We start from the raw sequence: 21,418 nt of genomic DNA on the forward strand, positions 1-21,418 counted from the left end.
TCCTTAAACCGGCATCTGCATGATGTCTTGATAAGCCTGAACCAGCTTGTTGCGCACCTGGGTCAGAGCCTGGAACGACACGCTGGCTTTCTGCGAGGCAACCATCACGTCGGTCAGATCGACGCCGCTCTTGCCGATTTCAAATGCATTGGCCAACTGAGTCGACGCCTGCTGGGTATCGCTGACTTTGTTGATGGCCTGACCGAGCATGTCGGAAAAGCTGCTGCCTGCCAGTTCAGGGACGGCGGCAGTCGATTTCGGCGTGGCCATGGCGTCCATTTTCATGGCCTTCATGTCCATCATCAACCGATTAAATTCAATACCTTGGCTCATGGTCTACTCTCTTGGGCGGCCCGCAATTTTTTGACACTCACTCGGCGGGTACACAGGTGTTAGCAACAAGGGTGCCAGCTCGGCTGATCTTGTTTCACAAATGCCGCTGTGGGCTGTGCGCGAACTCGGGATTACCGCAAAACAACTGCGGGAGTGGGCTCGCTCCCGAAGGCGGCGTGTCATTCAACAATGATGTGACAGACCTGACCTCTTCGGGAGCAAGCCCCCTCCCACAGTTATTCGCGTCAACTTTCAGGTGGCGAACAGATACCCTTCGACATCCATCCCGGCATCGCGCATTTGCGCCAGCTTGTAACGCAGGGTTCGCGGACTGATACCGAGTTTTTCCGCGGCCTCCTTGCGCCGGCCACGCTCGGTACGCAGGGTGTCGATGATCATCTGAAACTCCCGGCGCCGCAGGTCATCGCCCAGCGCACCGGCGGATTCGGCCTCGACTTCAATCTCGCGTACCAACGCTTGCACTGGCGCAATGACCGGTGCAGCGGCGTAAGTCACCGCACCCGTCAGACAGAAATCCTGCGGCTGGATCAACCCGCCCTGCTGCAGAATCAGTGCACGCTGAATCGCGTTATCCAGCTCGCGTACGTTGCCCGGCCACGGGTAATTCGTCAGACACGCCTGCGCTTCCTGCGAAAGTTTCGCCGTCGCATGCTTCATTTTATTGACGTGTTTGTTCAGCAACCGCTCAGCCAGCGGCAGGATATCGGCAGTGCGCTCGCGAAGTGGACGCCAGGCCAGCGGGAAAACCGACAGACGGTAGAAAAGATCCTCACGGAAACGCCCCGCCGCCACTTCGCCGGCCAGATCACGGTTGGTGGTAGCGACCACGCGGATGTCCAGGAGGATCGGCTTGCGTGCGCCGACGCGCTCGACTTCGCGCTCCTGCAACACCCGCAGCAACTTGGCTTGCAGGCCGAGGGGCATTTCGGAAATTTCGTCGAGCAGAATGGTGCCGCCATCGGCCTGTTCGAACTTGCCGGCTTGCGCCGCGATGGCGCCGGTGAACGAGCCCTTCTCGTGACCGAACAGCGTCGCCTCGAGCATGTTGTCGGGAATTGCCGCACAGTTGATCGCGATGAACGGCTGACTGGCACGATGGGAATGCTGGTGGATGTAGCGCGCCAGCACTTCCTTGCCCGTGCCGGATTCGCCGGAGATCAGCACCGTGGAATCACTGCGGGCAACGCGCGCCGCCAACTCCAGCAACTGCGCACTGGCCGGTTCGACCGCCACCGGACCTTCACTTTCAGCAATGCTGATACTGCCCAAGGCATGCCGCGAAACGAGATCCAGCAGCGCCTTTGGCTCGAACGGCTTGACCAGATAATCCGCCGCGCCCTGACGCATCGCATCCACCGCGCGCTCGACCGCGCCATGCGCTGTCATCAGCAGTACCGGCAATTGTGGCTGCCGGGCACGCAGCAATCCGAGCAATTGATGGCCATCCATGCCGGGCATGTTGACGTCGCTGACCACCAGACTGAACGCTTCGCGCTCGACCGCTTTCAACGCCTCTTCGGCGCTGCCGACTGCCTGGTAGTCGTGGCCTGCCAGCAACAGCGTATCGGCCAGCGCTTCGCGCAACGAGCGGTCATCCTCGACCAGCAAAACCTTGATGCCCATGACGTTCACTCAGCTCCCTGTACAGCGGAAAACAACGGCAGGATCACCTGCGCGCACGTGCCGCGCCCGACCCGCGAACGCAGCTGCAATTCTCCCTGATGCGCCCGCGTCACTGCCTTGACCACGGTCAGGCCAAGTCCGGTGCCGGTCACTTTGGTGGTGAAAAACGGCTCGCCGAGACGCTCGAGCACCACCGGATCAATACCACTGCCACTGTCGCTGACACACAGGCGCAGGCTGTTGTCGCGGGTGTAGCAATGCACTTTCAGGCGCACGTTGCCGTCGCTGGCCTGAATCGCGTTTTCAATCAGATTCAGAATCGCCCCGACCAGGGTGTCGCGATTGCACAGCAGCTCGCCGGCGTGGCTGTCGCACTGCCAGCGAATCGGCAAGTCCTGCACATGAGTCAACGCTGCCGCTTGCAGCGACTGCATCAGCGCATTGGGGGTGATGCGATCGGTCAGCGGCAACTCGCCACGGGCGAACACCAGCATGTCACGCACCTGATGCTCCAGCTCATGCAGACGCTCTTTGAGGCGCCCGGCGAAGCGCTGCTGGGTGGCGACCGGCAATTGCTGCTCAGTCAAATGACTGGCGTACAACAACGCAGCGGACAAGGGGGTGCGTATCTGGTGGGCCAGCGAGGCGACCATGCGCCCCAGCGAGGACAGACGCTCATGGCGCGCCAGTTGATCTTGCAGATGACGGGTTTCTGTCAGGTCGTTGAGCAGCACCAACTGCCCCGGCTCGGCGTCCAGCGAACGGGTGGCAATCGACAGGCGTCGACCGTTTTTCAGGGAAATTTCATGGCCGTCGTCTTCGCGCGGGGCAAAGCAACGGGCAATGACATGGCGCCACAATTCGCCTTCCAGTGGCAGCCCGAGCAGATCGATCGCTGCCGGGTTGGCTTCACGCACGATGCCATGGCCGTCAATCACAATGACGCCGCCAGGCAGCAGATCGAGGAGGTTTTGCAGACGGTTGGCCAGACGCTCTTTCTCGGCCAACTCCTGCATGCGCTGGGCACTGACCACCGCCAGCTCGCCCTTGAGCTCGGTCACCCGGGCTTCCAGCATGCTGTAGGAGTCGGTCAATTGACTGGACATCTGATTGAACAGCGCGAAGGCCTGCTCAAGACCCTGACGGCTCGCCTGCTCTACGGACGACGGTAGCCCCTCGGCATTGGAGGCAGAAGACATCTGGGCGTGGGGCATTGTGTTCTCTCGCTTGGCTGACCGTCAGTTAAACGGAACGTTGCGAGGGATGTAGCAATACCCGTGCCTAAAAAAAACAGCTTATAAATGAAGAGCTTGAAAAACAGGCGTCAATCATCCGCCTGTTCGTCTCCTTCGCGCCGGCTCATGCCGTACTTGCGCATCTTCTCCACCAGCGTGGTGCGACGAATACGCAGGCGTTCAGCGGCACGTGCCACGATGCCATTGGCATCGTCGAGCGCCTGCTGGATCAGGCCCTGCTCCAGACCGCCAAGGTAATCCTTGAGGTCCAGACCCTCGGGCGGCAGCATGGCGTTGGCGGTGAAGTCCGGGGTATGGCCGTTGATCGCCACACGCTCTTCGAGGTCGCTGCGCAGGCTGTCGACCATCTGCTCGTCTTCGTCGTCGACGTAGCGGAATTTCTTCGGCAACTCGACCACGCCGATCACCCCGTACGGGTGCATGATCGCCATGCGCTCCACCAGGTTGGCCAGCTCGCGGACATTGCCCGGCCAGCCGTGACGGCACAGCGACATGATCGCCGCCGAATTGAAACGGATGGAGCCGCGCTTTTCGTGCTCCATGCGCGAGATCAGCTCGTTCATCAGCAGCGGGATGTCTTCGACGCGCTCACGCAGCGGCGCCATCTCGATCGGGAACACGTTCAGGCGATAGTAGAGGTCTTCGCGGAAAGTGCCGATCTCGATCATGCTTTCGAGATTCTTGTGGGTCGCGGCAATGATGCGCACATCGACGCTCTGGGTCTTGTTGCTGCCCACACGCTCGAAGGTGCGCTCTTGCAGGACGCGCAGCAGCTTGACCTGCATCGGCAGTGGCATGTCGCCGATTTCGTCAAGGAACAGCGTACCGCCGTTGGCCAGTTCGAAACGCCCGGCACGGCTGGTGATGGCGCCGGTGAACGCGCCCTTCTCGTGACCGAACAGCTCGCTTTCCAGCAACTCGGCCGGGATCGCCCCGCAGTTGACCGGAACGAATGGCGCATCGCGACGTTTGGAATGGTAATGCAGGTTACGGGCAACCACTTCCTTGCCGGTACCGGACTCGCCGAGGATCAACACGCTGGCGTCGGTATCGGCCACTTGCTGCATCATCTGGCGCACATGCTGAATCGCCCGGCTGGTGCCGACGAGGCTGCGGAACAGATTGGGTTCGCGATGACGGCCGCGCTCGCGGGCCTGGTCGTACATCTCGCGATAGACCTGGGCACGGTGCAGGGAGTCGAGCAATTTGCTGTAGCTGGGCGGCATTTCGAGGGTCGAAAGCACTCGACGACGCTGGTCTTCAGGCAAGTCAACGGAAGAATTATCGCCCATCAACAACACCGGAAGGAACTCATCCCAGGTTGAGAGTGTCTTTAGCAAGCCCAAAAGCGCACCTGGAGCATTGACCGTCCCGATCAGTACGCAAATGACCTCACGACTAGACGACAAAGAGCCGACTGCCTGCTGCCAGTCATGGCTGCCGCAGGGTAAATTTTCTTCGCCGAGAAAATTTAAGATCACCGCCAGGTCGCGGCGGCGGACGCTATCGTCATCGATCAGCAGAATTTTGGTTTCACGCCACATGCAATAGCAACTTCCCTAGTCAACTCAATGCCCGAAAAATGGGGCAAGCGAGACGCTTGCAGGACACCTTGTGCCTGTAGACGCCTGAAATCTGAAAACAGCCACTAGTTAAGTCAAAAAACCGTGCACAGTCAAATTTATGGCGCACATGTCTGGATTAACTGGGGGTTAATTAACCAAACAGATGGTAAACCTTTGCCGCCTTTTGCGCTTGGGTGATCTGCGACATCTCGTTGGCTATCGCTTGTCGCTCACCCATGGCCGCCTCCAGCAACTGCTTGTAGACGTGCAGCAACTCTTCGAGGTTCTCGCGCAACGCGGCCTCGTCCAGCGAAGCCTCGGCCATGACGTCTTCCATGCAGGAACGGCAAGCCAGGTCCAGCTCGCCAATGGCTTCCCAGTTACGTTCGGCCAGCGCGCTGACCAACGCTTCACGGGTATCTGCGATTCGCTGCAATACAAGATTCATGGTGATCTCCTTTAAAACTGAGGACCCGGCGGAGCAATGCCGTCCCAGCCTTCCTTCACGGTGCGCAGCAGGCCCGCCACTTCATCGAGAATCTTCGGGTCGCTGCTGATATTGGCCTCGGCCAGACGCTTCATCATGTAGATGTACAGCTGATCGAGCTCACCCACCGTATCGGCGCAGTTATCCAGATCCAGACCTTCGCGCAAGCCACTGATAATGCCGATAGCCTTGCTGATCGATGTGCACTTGCCCGGAATATCCTTGCGCTCGATGGCGCCTTTGGCCTGAGCGATGCGGTCCAGGCCACCTTCCATCAACATTTGCACCAGACGGTGCGGGCTCGCTTCGGACGTTTGCGCGTGCGCACCTACTTTCTGGTACTGCCGAAGGGCTAACATTGGGTTCATGTTCTACCTCATTGCCACAATGACTCGTATAGCCAGTGTATCGCCAACGAATGACAAAACTTTAGATCTAAAGACAAAAACCCGGCGCACGCCGATGAAGCGTAGCCGGGTTTTTGTCGTTCTTGCCTGTTACTTCGCGGACTGCTGAGCGTTCAGCGAGCTGAAGAACGACGTGATGTTGCTCGCCGTGGCCTTCATCTGCCCGACCAACAGGTCCATGGCGTTGTATTTGGCGGTCAGGGTTGCCGTCAGGTTGGTGACGTGCAGATCCAGTGCAGCCTGCTGCTTTTGCACGTTCGAGGCCAGATTGGTCAGGTTCGAGCTGCGCTGATCGAGCAAGCCACCAGTCTTCACATAAGGGTCGACCGCAGCGTTCATGCGCGCCAACAAGCCATTCTTGGCGTCGGTACCGCTGAACATCTGTTGAACCTGACCCGCCATGCCCGGCGTTGCCAGACGCTGGTTGAGCGTAGAGCTGTTGATGGTCAGCAAACCGGTCTGGCTGTCAGTCATGACACCCAACTGCGACAACACCGCCAGTTGGCCGCCAGCGCCTGTGTCCGTCAGTTGTTCACGGATATCCGCCATCAGCGAACGCGGCAGCGAGTCACCGGTGAACGCTGCGGAAACCGTCAGCTTGCCATCGGCGTCCGGCGTTGCCTTGGACAGCGTGTCGATGGTTTTCTTCAGGGTGTTATAGGAATCGACAAACGTCTGCAGCGACGTCTGGATACCCGCAGTGTTGGTCGCCACAGAGATGACCGAAGCGGTTTGCGCGCCGTTCACAGTAGGGCTGGCGGCAGTCAGGTTCAGCGTCATGCCGCTGATTGCGCCTGACACCGTGTTGGTCTTGCTGGTAACCGGCAGCCCGTCGATGGTGAGCAACGCATCCTTGGACAGTTCACCCACGGCACCGGCAGTACCGGCCGAAGGATTGTCGCCCATTTTCTGGGTGCCATCGATTTCCAGACCGGCAATGCCACTGACCTGCAGGTCCATGCCTGCGCCGGTCTTGCTCGAACTGAGCACCAGACGCGAGGCGCCGGAGCTGTCAGTCACGATGTTGGCGGAAATACCGTTGCTTGCCTGCGCGGTGTTGATCGCATCGCGAGTGCTCTGCAGCGTGGCATTGGCCGGGATCGTGACGTTGTAATCAGTGCCATTCTGACTGATTTTCAGAGTACCACTCGGAATGGCACTGGCGGCACCACCGGCAAATGCGGCACTGGCTACTTTCGAGCCGGTGGCCAGGTTCTTGACGACCACGTTGTAGGTACCCGGAACAGCGGTACTGTTGGAAGTCGCGCCGATAACCGACGGCGAGTCCGAAGTAGCGGTGTAGCCGGCAAATGCGGGGGACGTCGCATTGTTCAGGTCATTCATCGACTTCTGGAAAGCGGCCAGGGCGCTTTTCAACGAACCGACACCGGAAATCTTCAGCGAGTTGGTTTTCGTCTGATTATCGATTTGCGTCTGTTTCGGCGCCTTGTCGGCGTTGACCAGTGCCGTCACGATCGCACCGATATCCAGGCCGGAACCCAGTCCCGAACCCGGTAAAATTGGACTTGCCATGCTGAATCTCCCTTCAGGTTACTGCCAGACTTTTGACCTGTACCAGCTTCTAAAAATCTTATAAACACTATTCATGCCAGCTATCAGACTTTGGCGTCGAACAACACGTGACTCGCATTGGCGAGGCTGTCTGCCAGCTTGAGGGCTTCTGCGGAAGGGATCTGTCGAACAACCTCACCCGTCTCGCTTGCAATCACCTTGACGATGACCTTTCCGGAATGCTCGTCGATCGAGAATTCCAGATTGCGCTTGATCGACTGTACAAACTTCTCGATCTCCTGCACTGCCAGTTTCAACTTGGTATCGTCCGAATCCTGATTTTTATCAGCAACCGGAGTCTCGACACTGGCAACCTTAGGCGTCTCTGGCGGCTTATCAGCAACAGGCGTTGCTGGCTTTGGAGCCGGATAAGACACGTTAAGCTTGACGCTCATGTCCATGCTCATCACCTCCTAAACTAAAAAAGCGAGAGAGCGCGACCAGCGCACTCCCCCGCCCTAACTCTTTCCGAAATTACTGAAGCAGCTTCAGTACAGCGGAAGGCAGTTGGTTGGCTTGAGCCAGAACGGAGGTCGAAGCCTGCTGCAGAGTTTGCTGCTTGGTCAGGTTAGCAGTTTCTGCGGCGAAGTCGGTGTCTTGTACACGACCCTGTGCTGCAGTGGTGTTTTCCACGATGTTCTGCAGGTTGGAGATGGTGCTGGTCAGACGGTTTTGCGAAGCACCCAGGCTCGAACGAGTGCTGTTGATCGCGGCAATTGCAGCGTCGATCGCGGTGATTGCGTTGTCGATGTTGGTAGCTGCGCCCGATACGCTAGCACCGGTCAGAACTACAGTACCGCTACCTACGGACAGGCTTACGGCGTCGAACTTGGAGCTCAGTACCAGGTCGATGTGGTTAGCCGAACCGGTGTTCGCGCCCACTTGCAGGGTCACAGTACCAGCCGAACCGTCCAGCAGGTTTTTGCCGTTCAGGTTGGTGGAAGCAGCGATACGGGTCAGTTCGTCCGACATCTGAGCGAATTCAGAGTTGGTTGCTGCCTGGTCGATGCTGCCGTTGGTACCGGTACGGGCTTTAACAGCCAGTTCACGCATACGCTGCAGAATGTCGGTCGAAGCTTGCAGAGCGCCTTCAGCGGTCTGAGCAACGGAGATACCGTCGTTGGCGTTCTGGATAGCCTGGTTGCCACCACGGATCTGGGAAGTCATGCGGGTAGCGATTTGCAGGCCAGCGGCGTCGTCTTTAGCGCTGTTGATTTTCAGGCCGGAAGACAGGCGCTGCATCGAAGTCGACAGGGCGTCGGAAGCACGGTTCAGGTTCTTTTGAACGTTCAGCGACGTGGTGTTGGTGTTTACTGTTAAAGCCATGACGAATTCCTCGTTGGTTGGGTACTGCGGCTTCCGGCCCTGGCAACCGCCTGGAATGGCCTAGAGAACCTTCGTAATAGTTATCGTCGGGTTGGCAGGTTGCTTGAGGGCTTTTTGAAAAAAATTTGCCATCACCCTGCCACCCCAGAGAAAACAAGGGCTTAGCGCCCTCCCATCCACGTAAAAATGACGTCATAAAATCGACCTTCGCGCAAAGCCGCGGGCCAGCGCGGTCGGTCAATGTGCCAATCGTGCTTTTTGCAACAGTTCGATCAACTCGAACTCCATCCAGTCAGCCAGCCCCAACCAATCCTGACGCTCCTGGCAGTCGAGCATCTGCGTGAGCAAAAAGGCCCAGTCCTGCGCAACGGCCGGCGGCGCGGATGCCAGCAACTGCTGCGCACCCTCGAACAGATCGACCATGTCCAGCGCCGCCTCGACATCGCGGCCCAGACGAAACAGCCCGGCGCACTGACGGCATTCGTCGACGCATTGCTCAATCGCCGTCATTGCACAAACTCCTGATTGAACTGCGTCCCGGCGATCTGTGCGCCCGCCCGGCTGCTGTTAAAGAACTGCACCTGCGGATGCGCGGCGATATAACGCTCCAGCACACACAGGTAGCCACGGAAATTCAACTGCGTCCTGACCCGCTCGCCAAATCCGTCACGGACCCAGTGCCGAGCCTGTTCGACGGGAGGCCCGAGATCGCCGTCATCCCATCCGGCATGAGTCCTGTTCATCGGGAAGGCAAAGTCGGCACCGAACAGGGTGATGTGTGTGGCGCCCATTTTCACGGCCAGATCCACCGCAGGGTGAATCACGCTGCCACCGGCATGCAGTTCGGCCCGCGGATGCTGCTGACGCAAGGTGGCATAGACGGGGCTGGCGGTATAAGCGCCGTAGCGCTTGCCCTTCCAGGCTTTCAATACATCCGGAGCACTCATGGGCAGGTACACCAGCGGGATGCCGTCGGACGCCTCGAAAGGCAAATGCCGAAAGCCGATCAGCTTGTCGATGGTCACCACCAGATCGGGGATGATCCCGTGCTTGCGCAATGGCCGATAAGCCGTGTCGACACAGATAAACAGTGGCCGCTCCGCCTGCCCGCGCACTGCCGCCAGCCGTTCGAAATGTTGTTCCAGGCTGGGCCCGGTGCCGATCACGTAGATTTCGCGGCCGAGGCAGGTGCCAAACAGCTGCGCCACGTCATCGTCCGCCAGCAGCACCTCCAGACTGTCCTGCAAACGCTGCTGAATGGCCGGCGATTGCGGATCGAAATCACGATTGTTGAAACTCAGGTGGACTTCATTGACCAGCCGATCACGAACCTTCGCATTGAAGTCATCGGCCAGCAGCATTTCGGCAGGCAGCGCAAAAAACGGCGTGAAGAGATCCGCATGATCGCCGGCGTACATCAGCTCCACTCTGGGGTCGGCGAGCCATTGGCGCTGATCGAGCAGTTGCAGCACCAGTGCAAACAAGGCGCCGTTGAGGATGTGCACGTACAGCCGTTCAAGTCCGTCGCGCTCCAGCAACACCGACGGCAGATCGCCAAGCCCCGTGCCGTAGACGTGCAACCGCGGTTTTTCCGCCAGGCTCGACGCCTGGACCCGGGCCTCGTGGACCCGATCGTGACGACTGGTCAGTTGAATCCCGTCGACACTCAGCGTAGAGCCCAGGCCTTGCACCAGCTCGGCTTGAATAGCCGAACTGTCTTCAGCCATCAATCGTGCAAACAGCGCCGGCCAGCGTTGCTGGATCACCTCGGCGTTGGCTTGGAAAAACTCGCTCATGCCGGCTCGCGCTCCCTTCAGGCAAAAAAATAGCGTTCAAGGGTAACCTTGAACGCTATTTTTGTATCAGTCGTTTTTGACCGGACTCAAGGACGATAGATGATCGCCGAGCCCCACGACAGGCCTACGCCGAAGCCACTGAGCGCAATGCGCTGCCAGTCGGAATCGAGGACGTGTTTTTCCAGCAGCAACGGAATGCTCGACGACACGGTATTGCCGGTCTCGACCATGTCCTTGATGAACTTCTCAGGTTCGCCTTCGAAGCGACGAGCCACGGCATCGACGATCGCCGCACTGCCCTGGTGAATGCAGAATGCGTCGATGTCGTCAGCCTTGAGGCCGGAGTCGTCGAGCAGCTCGTGCAAGTGCGCCGGGACTTTGAGCAGCGCGAAGTTGAACACCTGACGCCCGTTCATGAAGAACACGCCATCGGTGACTTTCAGGTGCGGCGCACCGGAACCGTCGGTGCCAAACTTGGCCTTGCCCAGCGCCCAGGCCGGGGCTTCGCCCATCCAGGTGGCGGTGGCGGCATCGCCGAACAGCATGGTGGTGTTGCGATCTTCGGGGTCGACGATTTTCGAATACGGATCAGCGGTGATCAGCAAGCCGTTCTTCAGGCCGGCGGCTTCCATGAACCCCTTGATCGCGTAGATGCCATAGACATAACCGGAGCAACCCAGCGAAATATCGAACGCCGCCACATTGGTCGGCAGGCCGAGTTTGTCCTGGACGATCGCAGCGGTGTGCGGCAGACCTTCTTCGTCACCGTTCTGGGTGACGACGATCAGCGCGTCGATCGATTCACGCTTCAGCTCAGGGTTGCGGGCGAACAGCGCATTGGCCGCTTCCACGCACAGATCGGAGGTTTCCTGTTCAGCGTCTTTGCGCGGCAGGAAGGCCGAGCCGATTTTACCGAGGATGAATTCTTCATCCTTCTCGAATTTTGCACCTTGTGCGTAATTGTCCACGCCGGCTACAGGAACGTAGCTCGCAATGCTTTTTATGCCAATCATTACGGCTTCCCAATAAAAAACAGCCCAAAACCACCGCTCGCAAGGATTCGAGGGGCGCCGACAAACAGAAAACGGCCGCCACGACGGGCAGCCACAGGGAGCGCAAAGGGCTATCACTGGAACCGATAAACGGCCAGGCGCCATCTCCCCGGTCAATACAATACAGTGAAGATGCGCGTTATGACTCGCAGGTCACGCTATTTTGCCGAATCGGTTGCAGATCGGGTTATTCGACCAACGACCAGTCCAGCGGCGTGCCGCGTTTGATCGCCTGGCGAGCGCGGCGACCGAGGACGGCCTCAGTGTGCTTGGGCGGCAAACCGAGACCAGGACGAATGGCGCGCAGATTGGCGGTGGTGAAGGGCTCACCGGCGGCCATGTCGGCGGTGATGTACAGCGAGCGGCGATAGACCAGCGACTTGCGCTCGGCCTCGGTGACGCCGTAATGCACCTGGCCCATGGCCTGCCAGGCACGTTCGGTCTCGACCACCAGACTGGCCAGTTCCGCAGGCTCCAGCGAGAAACTGGCGTCCACGCCACCCGCCGAACGGTCGAGGGTGAAGTGTTTTTCCACCACTGTCGCGCCGAGTGCCACGGCGGCCACGGACACGCCAACCCCCATGGAGTGATCGGACAGCCCGACCTCGCATCCGAACAATTCACGCAGGTGCGGGATCGTGCGCACGTTACTGTTGAGCGGCGTTGCCGGGTAAGTGCTGGTGCACTTGAGCAGCACCAGATCCTTGCACCCCGCCTCGCGCGCGGCGCGTACGCTTTCGTCGAGTTCGGCAATGCTGGCCATGCCGGTGGAAATGATCAGCGGTTTGCCGGTCGCGGCGACACGGCGGATCAGCGGCAGATCGGTGTTCTCGAAACTGGCGATCTTGTACGCCGGAACGTCGAGGCTTTCGAGAAAGTCCACCGCCGTGTCATCGAACGGCGTAGAGAACGCGAGCATGCCCAACGCTTTGGCCCGGGCGAAAATCGGCGCATGCCATTCCCACGGGGTGTGGGCCTTCTCGTACAAGTCGTACAGCGAAGTGCCGGCCCACAGGCTGTTCGGGTCCTTGATGAAAAACTCGCCCTCGGCCAGGTCCAGGGTCATGGTCCGGGCGGTGTAGGTCTGCAATTTCAAGGCATGCGCGCCCGCCTTCGCGGCGGCCTCGACGATCTGCAGGGCCACCTCCAGCGACTGGTTATGGTTGCCGCTCATTTCGGCAATGATGAACGGCGGCGCATCGGCGCCGATCAGACGTTCGCCAATCTTGAAACTACTCATCGCGGTGATCCTTCAAAACCTGGGTGAACGCGCAGGCACTCTGGGTGAATCCGGCGTCACGAAATACATTCAAAGAGGGCCGATTGCCCGGCAAGACCTGCGCGGTAATGGCGGTCAACGGTGACCAGTGGGTACGCACGAACGCCTCGCCGCGTGCCAGCAGCGCCCTGCCCCAACCAAGACCGAACCGTCCTTCCAGCAGATAGAGCGACACTTCGGCCTCGAAGCCACGCAAGTCATAGCGCAGGACGCCGACCGGGCCGTCATCGGCCTCGGCGATCAACAGCAGGCGCTGCGGATTGCGCAGGCTCGCATTGAGCCAGTGCAGATGCTGCGGCCATTCGATCGCGTCACTGTCCAGCGACCAGCGCCGCACGGCCTCGGCGTTGCGCCCCTCGAACAGTAATCGAGCATCGTCCAGGGTCGCCGTGCGCAACGTGAGCACCGCACCGGCCAGCGCTGCCGCCACCCGCAACGCGCCGCGCCCGTCCACCAGTTGCCGCGAACGTTCGGCCAGGCTTTGGCGCAGATAGACATTGTCGACGACAAAGCCGATGGCATCGCGCAGTTGCTCGACGCTGACCTGTTCACGGGCGCCCAGGAACACATGCGCCCCGGCTGCCGCCATGGCTTCGCCGTTGGCCTGCTGATTGTTCGAGACCGCGATGCACAGGGTCGGCAGGCCCAGGGCCGCACGCTCCCAACTGGTACCGCCACCGGCGCCGATGAACAGATCGGCGGCGCTCATGCGTTGCTGGAAATCGCTGACGAAACTGTGCAGGCGCCAGAGCGGCCGCGTCTCGGCCAAGGCTTGCATCTGTGCCCATGCCGGGTTGTCTGCGCCTGCGACGAAATCCACCTCCAGATCAGTGAAGCCCTGCAGTGCGAGCATCGCATGATGGGTCTGCATCGCCGCATCGAAACCACCAAAGTTCACCAGCACACGGCGGGCCTTCGGCTTGATCTCGATGGCCGGGCACACGAACTCTTCGCGCAGCATGGCGTAGCGCGGGCCGAGCAAGGTGCGACAGCCTTCGGGCAGCAGCGGCGCATAGTTTTCGCTGAGCCCGGAGAGGTTCTGATTGAGCAGCAGATCGACGCTGTACTGCCGAGTGGCAAGATCGTCCACCGCCGCAATCCGTGGCGCCCACCGCCGGGCGGCGGTTTGCCAGTGATGGTCGAGGCCGTAATGGTCGGCGATGATCCAGTCGAACCCGGCATGCCCCTCCAGCAAGGACGCCAGTGCGTCGATATCGGCCTGCCACGGCAGCATCGATTCGATGGCCTGCTGCGGGTCTTCAGCGGGGTAGCGCTCGGGCAAGGCGAAGGTCTCGAAACCCTCGGCATGCAACGCATCGAGCCGATGCCCGGGCAACCTGCGACAGGCAAACGCAACCTGACTACCCTGCTTGCGCAGCACCCGCGCCAAGGTCAGGCAGCGGGCAATGTGGCCGCTGCCGATGGTCGGCGAGGCGTCAGCGCGGATCAACACTCTCATTACAGTTCTCCGCCAGCCTTGAGTGCGGCGTAAAGGTATTCGGCGCGCTTCCAGTCTTCAAGCGTATCAATGTCCTGCACCAGATGCCGCGGCAGAATCACCGGCAGACTGGCTGGCGAATACAGCACTTCACCGCGCAACCAGGCTTCGCTGCGGCCCCAGTAGAACTGGCCGGCGTCCTGAAAGGCTTCGGGCAGGTCCTGCGAACGGGTGTTGCGAAATTCGGGGTACAACGCGGTGAGCGCGCCCTGCCCGTCCAGCGTCAGCGCCCGCTGCACCGGGAAACCAAAGTTGCACACGGAGAACGCAAAGGCTTTGTCCGGGTGCTGCTCCAGCAGCGCAAATCCCTGACGCAGGAATCGCGCCTGCAACAACGGCGCGGTGGCGTACACGCAGCAGGCGTAATCGAAGGCCGGCAGCTGCTGCAAGGCATGCACGATCACCGCCGCTGTGCCGGTGAAATCATCGGCCAGCGCCGCCGGACGCAGGAACGGCACTTGCGCGCCATGGGCCAGCGCCAGCTCGGCAATTTCGGCATCGTCGGTACTGACCACGACCTGATCGAACAGGCCGCAATCCTGCGCCGTGCGGATTGAGCGGACAATCATTGGCACGCCGTCGAACGGCAACAGATTCTTGCGCGGGATGCGCTTGCTGCCACCGCGGGCCGGGATGATTGCGACACTGTTCAAGGACGTTTTTCCAACAGAAACCAGGTGATGTCGTCGACCGGAAATTGTCGATCACGGTGATAACCAAAACCGTAATCGAGCAACTGCAGATCGGGATAGCGATCAAGCATTTCGCCGGCGAAATCGCGCTTGAACAGCTTGCCGCTGTTACCGCGATACGACACCCCCACCGGCACGGGGTTGTAGTACTCGGCGATCAGAATGTAGCGCTGGCTCAACGCGTACAACTGCGCGTAAGCGGTCGCCAGCAACTCCGGCGCCAGATGGATCAGCACGCCCTTGCTCAGGCTCAGGTCGTACGTGCGCTCGCGAGGGAAGTCGAACAGTGAGCCGTGCCAGATCTGCGCAATGTCCAATGCCCGCGCCTGGGCGCAGGCGTTTTCATTGATCTCGACCCCGAACAGTTCACTTTGCGGCAGCAGTTGATGCAGCGCCTGCAGGTTGTTGCCGGCATTGGTGCCCAGCTCCACCACGCTGTCGATGCGCCCGGCGCGGCTCAGGGCCTTGGCGAACAACGCCAGATTGGCCGCCACCAGCGGCTGCCCGGTGTTGCGTTCAACGTACTGGTTGCCGAAATCGCCCTGCCAGAATTTTTCCTGCTCACTCAGCTCACGCATTGCACAACCCCATCCACCGCCGCAGCGGTCTCTATTCGGTCAACCGCCGCAACTGCTCGACCACATGATCCTGCTGCTCTTCGCTGAGCAACGGAAACAGCGGCAGACTGATCGCTTCAGCGTAATAACGCTCGGCTTCGGGGAAGTCGCCCTCGGCGAAGCCCAGGTCGCGATAGTACGGCTGCAAATGCACGGGAATATAGTGAAGATTGACCCCGATACCGGCGGCACGCAAACCTTCGAATACCTGCCGATGCGTCAGGCCGATGCGCTCGGTCTGCAAGCGCACCACGTACAGATGCCACGCCGACTCCGCCTCTGGCTGAGCGCCGGGCAAGGTCAGCGGCAAGTACGCCAGCAAACGCGCGTAGCGCGCCGCCAGCTCACGACGGCGGGCGATGAACTCGTCCAGCTTGCCCAGTTGCGACAGGCCCAGCGCCGCCTGCAAATCGGTGATCCGGTAATTGAAACCCAGCTCGGTCTGCTGGTAATACCACGGGCCGTGGCTGGGCTCGGTCATCCGTTGCGGGTCACGGGTCATGCCGTGGCTGCGCAGGCGCTGCAAGCGCTCGGCCAGTTGCGCACGATTGGTCAGCACCATGCCGCCTTCGCCACTGGTGATGATCTTCACCGGGTGAAAGCTGAACACGGTCATCGCCGCAAATTCACCGCAACCCACAGGGCGCCCGGCGTAGCGGGCGCCCACTGCGTGCGAGGCGTCTTCGATCACGGTGAAATTGTAGCGCTCGGCCAGTTCGGCAATCTTGCGCATGTCGCAGCTCTGCCCGGAGAACGCCACCGCCACCAGCACTTTGGGCAAGCGGCCGTCCTGCTCGGCCTGATCGAGCTTCGCTTCGAGGGCGAAGGCATCGAGGTTCCAGGTCAGCGGATCGATGTCGACGAAATCCACCTCGGCGCCGCAATAGCGTCCGCAGTTGGCCGAGGCCAGAAAGGTGTTCGGCGTGGTCCACAAGCGATCGCCCGGGCCAAGCCCGGCAGCGAGGCAGGCGATGTGCAGCGCCGCCGTGGCGTTGCACACCGCCACCGCGAAATCCGCCTGGCAACGCTCGGCCATCGCCTGCTCGAAGCGCTCGATGCTCGGCCCCTGGGTCAGCCAGTCCGATTGCAGGACTTCGACCACCGCATCGATGTCCGCCTGATCGACGCTCTGCCGACCGTAAGGAATCATACCGAGAGCTTCGCGTGCAGATCGGCGATCTGCCCGACCGACAGAAAGTGCGGGTTGGTGTCGGAGCGGTATTCGAAGTCCTCGCCCACCGGCCGACCGTGTTCGCCAAGCTTGTCGACGGCAAAATCGACATCGACGCTGGTGAAACGGATCGACGGCTGAATGGTGTAGTGGTCTTCGAACTCCAGCGTCATCCGCGCATCGTCCAGCGGCACCATCAGTTCATGCAGTTTTTCCCCCGGACGAATGCCGACGTTCTTGTGCGGCAACTGCTCGGCCATGCCCCGCGCCAGATCGACGATACGGATCGACGGGATCTTCGGCACAAACACTTCGCCGCCGTGCATCCGCGCGAAGCTGTCGAGGACAAACTGCACGCCGTGATCGAGGGTGATCCAGAAGCGGGTCATGCGCTCGTCGGTGATCGGCAGCTCTGTGGCACCGTCGGCAATCAACTTGCTGAAGAACGGCACCACCGAGCCACGTGAACCGGCCACGTTGCCGTAGCGCACCACGGCAAAACGGGTCTGTTGTTCACCGGCAATGTTATTGGCGGCAACGAACAACTTGTCCGACAGCAACTTGGTTGCGCCGTACAGGTTGATCGGGCTCGCCGCCTTGTCGGTGGACAGCGCGACGACTTTCTTCACGCCGTTGTCGATGGCGGCGGCAATGATGTTCTCCGCGCCATTGACGTTGGTACGGATGCATTCGGTCGGGTTGTATTCCGCCGCCGGCACCTGCTTGAGCGCCGCCGCGTGCACCACGTAGTCGATGCCGCGCATGGCCTGGCGCAGACGCTCGGCATCGCGCACGTCACCGAGGAAGTAACGCATGCACGGCGCGTTGAAGGTCTGCTGCATCTCGTATTGCTTGAGTTCATCGCGGGAGAACACCACCACACGCTTGGGCTGGTATTGCTCCAGCAGACGGGCGATGAACTTGCGCCCGAACGAGCCGGTGCCGCCGGAGATGAAGATCGATTTACCGTTGAACATATGCTGATTCCTGTCGGCAGCTCAGGCGAGCAGCTGCGCCCAATTGATCGGGGCACTATCACCCAGGGTGAAACCTTTGCCGGTCAGGGCCAGGTTGGCGTTGTAGGCCGGATCCCGGGCAAAGGCCGCGCTCCATTTTTCGCGCAATGCCGCCAATGCTTCAGGCGCTTGCGGCAACTCGCCGGTGTGCAGTACCTGCACCAGCGGCGTCCACACGGTGAGGTAACCGGCCTGCCCGGCCTTGAGGCACAGATCAACATCGCTGAAGCCGTCGGCGAAGGTCACTTCGTCGAGACCGCCGAACGCGTCGAACAGCTCTTTGCGCACCATCAGGCACACCTTCGACACTGCCGAATAGTTCTGCTCGACCGCCAGGCGCTGCATGTAACCTTCGCCAGCGTGTTTCTCGCCGACGAACGCCGAGCCCACGCCATCGTTCAATCCAAGAATCAAACCTGCCTGGGAGATCTTGCCGTCGCGATCCACCAGTTTGGCGCCGACGATGCCGACCTCTGGACGCTGGGCATGATTGAGCAACGACTCGATCCAGTTCGGGTTGACCACTTCACTGTCGTTGGCCAGCAACACCAGGTATTCGCCCTGCGCCTGCTGGCTGGCCGCGTTGTACAGCGCCACTTGATCCAGCGCACGCTCGGCATGCAGCACCCGCACCTTGGCGTTGTGCAGCGTTCCCAGCCAGTCATTGACCTCGGCCGACTGGTTCGGGTTGGCCGCAATCAGCAGCTCATAGCGGGTGTAACGGGTTCTGAGCAGCACGCCCTCCAGGCAGCGTTGCAATGCGGCAAGATCGTCGCCAGCGGGCACGATCACCGAGACCAGCGGCCGCTCGACATGACGATAGTCGATCTGCCAGGTGCCAGGCTGCGTCGAGGTGACTTGAGCCTTGTACCCACGATTGCCCAAGTGGCGCAGCAGCGCCTGACGCTCGTGAGCATTTTCTGCCAGCACCGGTGCCCGGGTGATCAGCAATGGCTCGTCGAGGTGAGCCAGACCGTCGAGGCCGCCCTGCTCGATGATGCGCAGCAGCACATCGAGTTCCAGTGCCTTGCTGAAATCGGCCTGATAACCACCGAGACCCGCCAGCACTTCGCGACGAATCAACCAGTGCCGCGCCATCAGTGACGGGACGCTCTGCAGCAGATCCAGGTTGAAGCCCGGGCGGAACATATCCACCAGCGCACCATTTTCCTGGCGCTGGATTTCATCCGTGGCCACCGCACGCACACCCGGCGCCGCCATCAGTTCCAGGCTGGCACGCAGCAGGCCGGCAGCCGTGAATTCTTCACCCGCCTCAGCCAGCAGCAGCCAGTCGCAGGACGATTGATTGAGGCTCTGGTTGAGCTTGTCGACGAAGTTGCCTTGGGTTACGCGCACAAAGTGCAGCGTATTTTGCGCGGTGGTTGCGGCCGGCGGTTCACCCGTGGTGAAGACCACTACCTTGAAGGCTTTGCTGTGGCCTTCGAGCAAGCTGTCCAGAGTGACCTGCAACTTGTCGATGTCGTTGTCCAGATCAAGCAGGAAAATCCCGAACTGCGGACCGCCACCATTGTCGGCCAGGTGACGGGCAATCGCCGCAGCCTGCTCGGTATCCGGCGTGCGCGCAGCGAGCCACTCGAGCAGCCGGCCGGTCAACATCTTGTCGAATGTCGGCTGATGCCCTTCGAGCAACACCGCGTCCAGACGCGCGACCCAGTCACGCAGCACGGGCGCGTCGCCTTCCTCGTCCTGCGGTTGCAATTGCGCGATCAGACGCTTGATCACCGCGCGATTGAACACGTTGCTGTCGTGCGCCTGCCACAGGCGATCGAGCACGCTTTCCGGCGTATCGTTATTGCGTGCCAGCATCAGGCTCTGCTGGCGAGCCCAGATACCTTCCAGTTCCTTGAGCTGAACGCGTCCGGCAGGCATCGCGTGCAGCAGAAACTCGAATTGAGTCAGTTGATCGAAAAACACCTGATTGTAGAACGGCATTTCAACGTATTGCTTCGGACCGAACCGGCGCTGAGGGCCGGTCTCGATATCGATCCATGTCGATTCGAAGATCAGCTCGGCAGTCAGTGCCCGGTTGGTCAGCAGGCTGTCGGCCAGCGTGGCAAAACTCTTCAGAACAAACGCTTTGCCCTGCTGTGGATCCTGATGCTGGAGCTGGGTCGGCAACCCGGCGAGGAATTCGGCAAACGCTTCGCGCCCGGCCACACTCTTGGCGTCCATATAGGCCAGAGAGTGATAGATCTCGGTGTTGTGATCGGACTGCACGTAGTTGATTTCGCGCACGACATACGGGATCGGCAGAATCCGCGCCTTGCCCCGGGCCAGCATGTAATAGGTGTGGCCGACTTCCTGCCACTGGAAGATCGTGTCTTGCGGCATGGCGTTGTACCAGTCACGCAAGATCGCCGTACGCTGCACGGCATAGAACGGCGGCAGGTACTGATGCATGTAATCGAGCAGACGATCCTCGGCCTGATCCGCCGAGTAGTCCTCGCAGACTTTCTTGTCGCGTCGGTAGTAATTGACGCTGTTGGCCAACGTCAGATACATCAGGCTGTAGCCGTGGCACAGGCTGTAATCGGGGTTGGCATCCATGAATGCCACGGCTTCATGCAGGGCGTCATGCACAAGGAAGTCATCGTCGGCAGCAAACACCATGTAAGGCGTTTGCAGCTGCTCGACACCGTAAGCCAGCTTGGCGCGAATGCCCCAGTAGCCGAACTGCGGCAAGTGCTGATAATCCACGTGGGTGAATTCGGCAGGGATGCCCGCCAGCGCCACCGCCGACGAATCCAGCACCAGAATCCTGCACGGCAGGCTGCTGTAGAAGCGAATGGCTCTACGCAGAAACGCCGGGCGTTCGTGAGAGATCAGCACAATGGTCAACTGTTCGTTGAGTGCCAGAGCGGTTCCAGAAGTGTTCTTGCCTTGCATATATTCCCCACAAGCGGCGAGTCGCCGAAAACTCATCGTTGTTTGTCGATTAACGCACGCGACGCAGATAACCATCCGGCGCGACTGTGATCAGCAATTTGCTGTGAATCGCCTGATCGATTTCGAAATCGCGGTTTTCTTCCAGGTACGCCCACACTGCGGTTTTCGGGTTGTCACCCTTGCCCCACGGACGGTCCGGGAACGCATCGGCCGGCATGTCTTCGACCACGGTGTCCATGACCACGCAATAGCTGTCCACCGACACCAGTGGTGCATACAGACGCAGCTCTTCGAGGACGTGCTCGTGGGTGTGGTTGGAGTCCAGCACCACCAGCACTTTCTTGCCCTGTACGCGCTCGCGCACCTGATCAACGATGGCGGTATCGATGCTCGAACCCTGGATCATGCTGATGCGTTTGAACATCGGGTGCGCTTCGATGGCTTCGCGGTTGTGCTGGCGGATATCGATGTCGATGCCCAGCACTTCGCCGTGCCCGATCAGCTCCAGGATCGAGGCGTAGAACACCAGCGAACCACCGTGGGCGATGCCCGTCTCGACGATCACGTCCGGACGCAGGTTCCAGATGATTTCCTGCATCGCGACCATGTCCTGCGGGAACTGAATGATCGGCCGGCCCATCCAGCTGAAGTTGTAGGTGTACTTGTGCCTGGCCGTGGTGCCGACCCAGTCCAGGGACTCGGTCTGCAATGCCTTGTCGTTCTGCAGGCCTTCAATGTTGGCTTTTACTTCTTCGCGAAACTGTTCATGCGGATTCATTGCAACTCTCCAAAAATTCGGG

20 protein-coding genes are annotated in these 21,418 nt (G+C 60.3%); all 20 read right to left on the reverse strand.

Annotated elements, in window-relative coordinates; genetic code table 11:
• Positions 1–3: 3 nt before the first annotated feature.
• The 20 genes from fliE to U862_RS0119535 all read right to left on the reverse strand — a co-directional run bounded on the left by fliE (position 4) and on the right by U862_RS0119535 (position 21,396).
• Positions 4–333, reverse strand: coding sequence for a flagellar hook-basal body complex protein FliE (fliE, locus tag U862_RS0119440; protein ID WP_025111944.1), 330 nt, complete (start codon positions 331–333; stop codon positions 4–6).
• Between the two features lie 252 nt (positions 334–585).
• On the reverse strand, positions 586–1,977 hold the full coding sequence (locus U862_RS0119445; RefSeq protein WP_025111945.1) for a sigma-54 dependent transcriptional regulator: 1,392 nt from the start codon (positions 1,975–1,977) through the stop codon (positions 586–588).
• Positions 1,978–1,982: 5 nt separating this feature from the next.
• Positions 1,983–3,176 (reverse strand): PAS domain-containing sensor histidine kinase, encoded by a 1,194-nt coding sequence (locus U862_RS0119450; protein ID WP_177327352.1) that lies wholly within the window; start codon positions 3,174–3,176, stop codon positions 1,983–1,985.
• Between the two features lie 125 nt (positions 3,177–3,301).
• Complete coding sequence (locus tag U862_RS0119455) at positions 3,302–4,777, reverse strand: sigma-54 dependent transcriptional regulator (RefSeq protein WP_003222863.1); 1,476 nt, start codon at positions 4,775–4,777, stop codon at positions 3,302–3,304.
• Positions 4,778–4,949: 172 nt separating this feature from the next.
• On the reverse strand, positions 4,950–5,246 hold the full coding sequence (fliT, locus tag U862_RS0119460; protein WP_025111947.1) for a flagellar protein FliT: 297 nt from the start codon (positions 5,244–5,246) through the stop codon (positions 4,950–4,952).
• Positions 5,247–5,257: 11 nt separating this feature from the next.
• Positions 5,258–5,653 carry a flagellar export chaperone FliS gene (gene fliS / locus U862_RS0119465; RefSeq protein WP_003222858.1) on the reverse strand — a complete coding sequence of 132 codons (396 nt, stop codon included), beginning with the start codon at positions 5,651–5,653 and terminating at the stop codon, positions 5,258–5,260.
• Between the two features lie 129 nt (positions 5,654–5,782).
• On the reverse strand, positions 5,783–7,225 hold the full coding sequence (gene fliD, locus U862_RS0119470) for a flagellar filament capping protein FliD (protein ID WP_025111948.1): 1,443 nt from the start codon (positions 7,223–7,225) through the stop codon (positions 5,783–5,785).
• Between the two features lie 83 nt (positions 7,226–7,308).
• A complete protein-coding gene (locus tag U862_RS0119475) occupies positions 7,309–7,665 on the reverse strand; it encodes a flagellar protein FlaG (RefSeq protein WP_025111949.1) in 357 nt (118 codons plus the stop codon).
• A 73-nt stretch (positions 7,666–7,738) separates the two neighbouring features.
• Complete coding sequence (locus tag U862_RS0119480; RefSeq protein ID WP_003222852.1) at positions 7,739–8,590, reverse strand: flagellin domain-containing protein; 852 nt, start codon at positions 8,588–8,590, stop codon at positions 7,739–7,741.
• Positions 8,591–8,827: 237 nt separating this feature from the next.
• Positions 8,828–9,100 carry a hypothetical protein gene (locus U862_RS0119485; protein WP_025111950.1) on the reverse strand — a complete coding sequence of 91 codons (273 nt, stop codon included), beginning with the start codon at positions 9,098–9,100 and terminating at the stop codon, positions 8,828–8,830.
• Positions 9,097–10,386, reverse strand: a complete 1,290-nt coding sequence (locus U862_RS0119490) for a motility associated factor glycosyltransferase family protein (protein ID WP_025111951.1) — start codon at positions 10,384–10,386, stop codon at positions 9,097–9,099. Before U862_RS0119490 ends, U862_RS0119485 begins: the two co-directional genes overlap by 4 nt.
• Before the next feature lie 86 nt (positions 10,387–10,472).
• The gene (locus U862_RS0119495) at positions 10,473–11,399 is read right to left on the reverse strand and encodes a ketoacyl-ACP synthase III (protein WP_025111952.1); all 927 of its coding nucleotides are present in this window, start codon (positions 11,397–11,399) and stop codon (positions 10,473–10,475) included.
• Positions 11,400–11,625: 226 nt separating this feature from the next.
• Positions 11,626–12,678 (reverse strand): pseudaminic acid synthase, encoded by a 1,053-nt coding sequence (gene pseI, locus U862_RS0119500; protein ID WP_025111953.1) that lies wholly within the window; start codon positions 12,676–12,678, stop codon positions 11,626–11,628.
• Positions 12,671–14,176 (reverse strand): UDP-2,4-diacetamido-2,4,6-trideoxy-beta-L-altropyranose hydrolase, encoded by a 1,506-nt coding sequence (gene pseG, locus U862_RS0119505; RefSeq protein ID WP_025111954.1) that lies wholly within the window; start codon positions 14,174–14,176, stop codon positions 12,671–12,673. The genes pseI and pseG overlap by 8 nt, the downstream gene beginning before the upstream one ends.
• Positions 14,176–14,868, reverse strand: coding sequence for a pseudaminic acid cytidylyltransferase (gene pseF, locus U862_RS0119510; protein ID WP_025111955.1), 693 nt, complete (start codon positions 14,866–14,868; stop codon positions 14,176–14,178). Before pseF ends, pseG begins: the two co-directional genes overlap by 1 nt.
• A complete protein-coding gene (locus U862_RS0119515; protein WP_025111956.1) occupies positions 14,865–15,485 on the reverse strand; it encodes a pseudaminic acid biosynthesis-associated methylase in 621 nt (206 codons plus the stop codon). Before U862_RS0119515 ends, pseF begins: the two co-directional genes overlap by 4 nt.
• A gap of 31 nt (positions 15,486–15,516) precedes the next feature.
• The gene (gene pseC / locus U862_RS0119520; RefSeq protein ID WP_025111957.1) at positions 15,517–16,674 is read right to left on the reverse strand and encodes a UDP-4-amino-4,6-dideoxy-N-acetyl-beta-L-altrosamine transaminase; all 1,158 of its coding nucleotides are present in this window, start codon (positions 16,672–16,674) and stop codon (positions 15,517–15,519) included.
• Positions 16,671–17,672, reverse strand: a complete 1,002-nt coding sequence (pseB, locus tag U862_RS0119525; protein WP_025111958.1) for a UDP-N-acetylglucosamine 4,6-dehydratase (inverting) — start codon at positions 17,670–17,672, stop codon at positions 16,671–16,673. The genes pseC and pseB overlap by 4 nt, the downstream gene beginning before the upstream one ends.
• A gap of 21 nt (positions 17,673–17,693) precedes the next feature.
• Complete coding sequence (locus U862_RS0119530; RefSeq protein WP_025111959.1) at positions 17,694–20,618, reverse strand: TIGR00180 family glycosyltransferase; 2,925 nt, start codon at positions 20,616–20,618, stop codon at positions 17,694–17,696.
• A gap of 49 nt (positions 20,619–20,667) precedes the next feature.
• Entirely contained in the window at positions 20,668–21,396 is a 729-nt protein-coding gene (locus U862_RS0119535) for a cephalosporin hydroxylase family protein (RefSeq protein ID WP_025111960.1), read from the reverse strand.
• Between the last annotated feature and the right edge of the window lie 22 nt (positions 21,397–21,418).

It is taken from the genome of Pseudomonas sp. H1h (assembly GCF_000633255.1).
GTDB lineage: Bacteria > Pseudomonadota > Gammaproteobacteria > Pseudomonadales > Pseudomonadaceae > Aquipseudomonas.

Bases quoted from the DNA above. Each gene is read 5' to 3' on its own strand.
- U862_RS0119450 (WP_177327352.1), bottom strand. From the start codon at position 3,176: ATGTCTTCTGCCTCCAATGCCGAGGGGCTACCGTCGTCCGTAGAGCAG.
- fliT (WP_025111947.1), bottom strand. From the start codon at position 5,246: ATGAATCTTGTATTGCAGCGAATCGCAGATACCCGTGAAGCGTTGGTC.
- fliD (WP_025111948.1), bottom strand. From the start codon at position 7,225: ATGGCAAGTCCAATTTTACCGGGTTCGGGACTGGGTTCCGGCCTGGAT.
- pseI (WP_025111953.1), bottom strand. From the start codon at position 12,678: ATGAGTAGTTTCAAGATTGGCGAACGTCTGATCGGCGCCGATGCGCCG.
- pseB (WP_025111958.1), bottom strand. From the start codon at position 17,672: ATGTTCAACGGTAAATCGATCTTCATCTCCGGCGGCACCGGCTCGTTC.
- U862_RS0119490 (WP_025111951.1), bottom strand. From the start codon at position 10,386: ATGAGCGAGTTTTTCCAAGCCAACGCCGAGGTGATCCAGCAACGCTGG.
- U862_RS0119530 (WP_025111959.1), bottom strand. From the start codon at position 20,618: ATGCAAGGCAAGAACACTTCTGGAACCGCTCTGGCACTCAACGAACAG.
- U862_RS0119455 (WP_003222863.1), bottom strand. From the start codon at position 4,777: ATGTGGCGTGAAACCAAAATTCTGCTGATCGATGACGATAGCGTCCGC.
- U862_RS0119495 (WP_025111952.1), bottom strand. From the start codon at position 11,399: ATGATTGGCATAAAAAGCATTGCGAGCTACGTTCCTGTAGCCGGCGTG.
- fliE (WP_025111944.1), bottom strand. From the start codon at position 333: ATGAGCCAAGGTATTGAATTTAATCGGTTGATGATGGACATGAAGGCC.
- U862_RS0119515 (WP_025111956.1), bottom strand. From the start codon at position 15,485: ATGCGTGAGCTGAGTGAGCAGGAAAAATTCTGGCAGGGCGATTTCGGC.
- U862_RS0119475 (WP_025111949.1), bottom strand. From the start codon at position 7,665: ATGGACATGAGCGTCAAGCTTAACGTGTCTTATCCGGCTCCAAAGCCA.
- U862_RS0119485 (WP_025111950.1), bottom strand. From the start codon at position 9,100: ATGACGGCGATTGAGCAATGCGTCGACGAATGCCGTCAGTGCGCCGGG.
- pseG (WP_025111954.1), bottom strand. From the start codon at position 14,176: ATGAGAGTGTTGATCCGCGCTGACGCCTCGCCGACCATCGGCAGCGGC.
- U862_RS0119445 (WP_025111945.1), bottom strand. From the start codon at position 1,977: ATGGGCATCAAGGTTTTGCTGGTCGAGGATGACCGCTCGTTGCGCGAA.
- U862_RS0119480 (WP_003222852.1), bottom strand. From the start codon at position 8,590: ATGGCTTTAACAGTAAACACCAACACCACGTCGCTGAACGTTCAAAAG.
- fliS (WP_003222858.1), bottom strand. From the start codon at position 5,653: ATGAACCCAATGTTAGCCCTTCGGCAGTACCAGAAAGTAGGTGCGCAC.
- U862_RS0119535 (WP_025111960.1), bottom strand. From the start codon at position 21,396: ATGAATCCGCATGAACAGTTTCGCGAAGAAGTAAAAGCCAACATTGAA.
- pseC (WP_025111957.1), bottom strand. From the start codon at position 16,674: ATGATTCCTTACGGTCGGCAGAGCGTCGATCAGGCGGACATCGATGCG.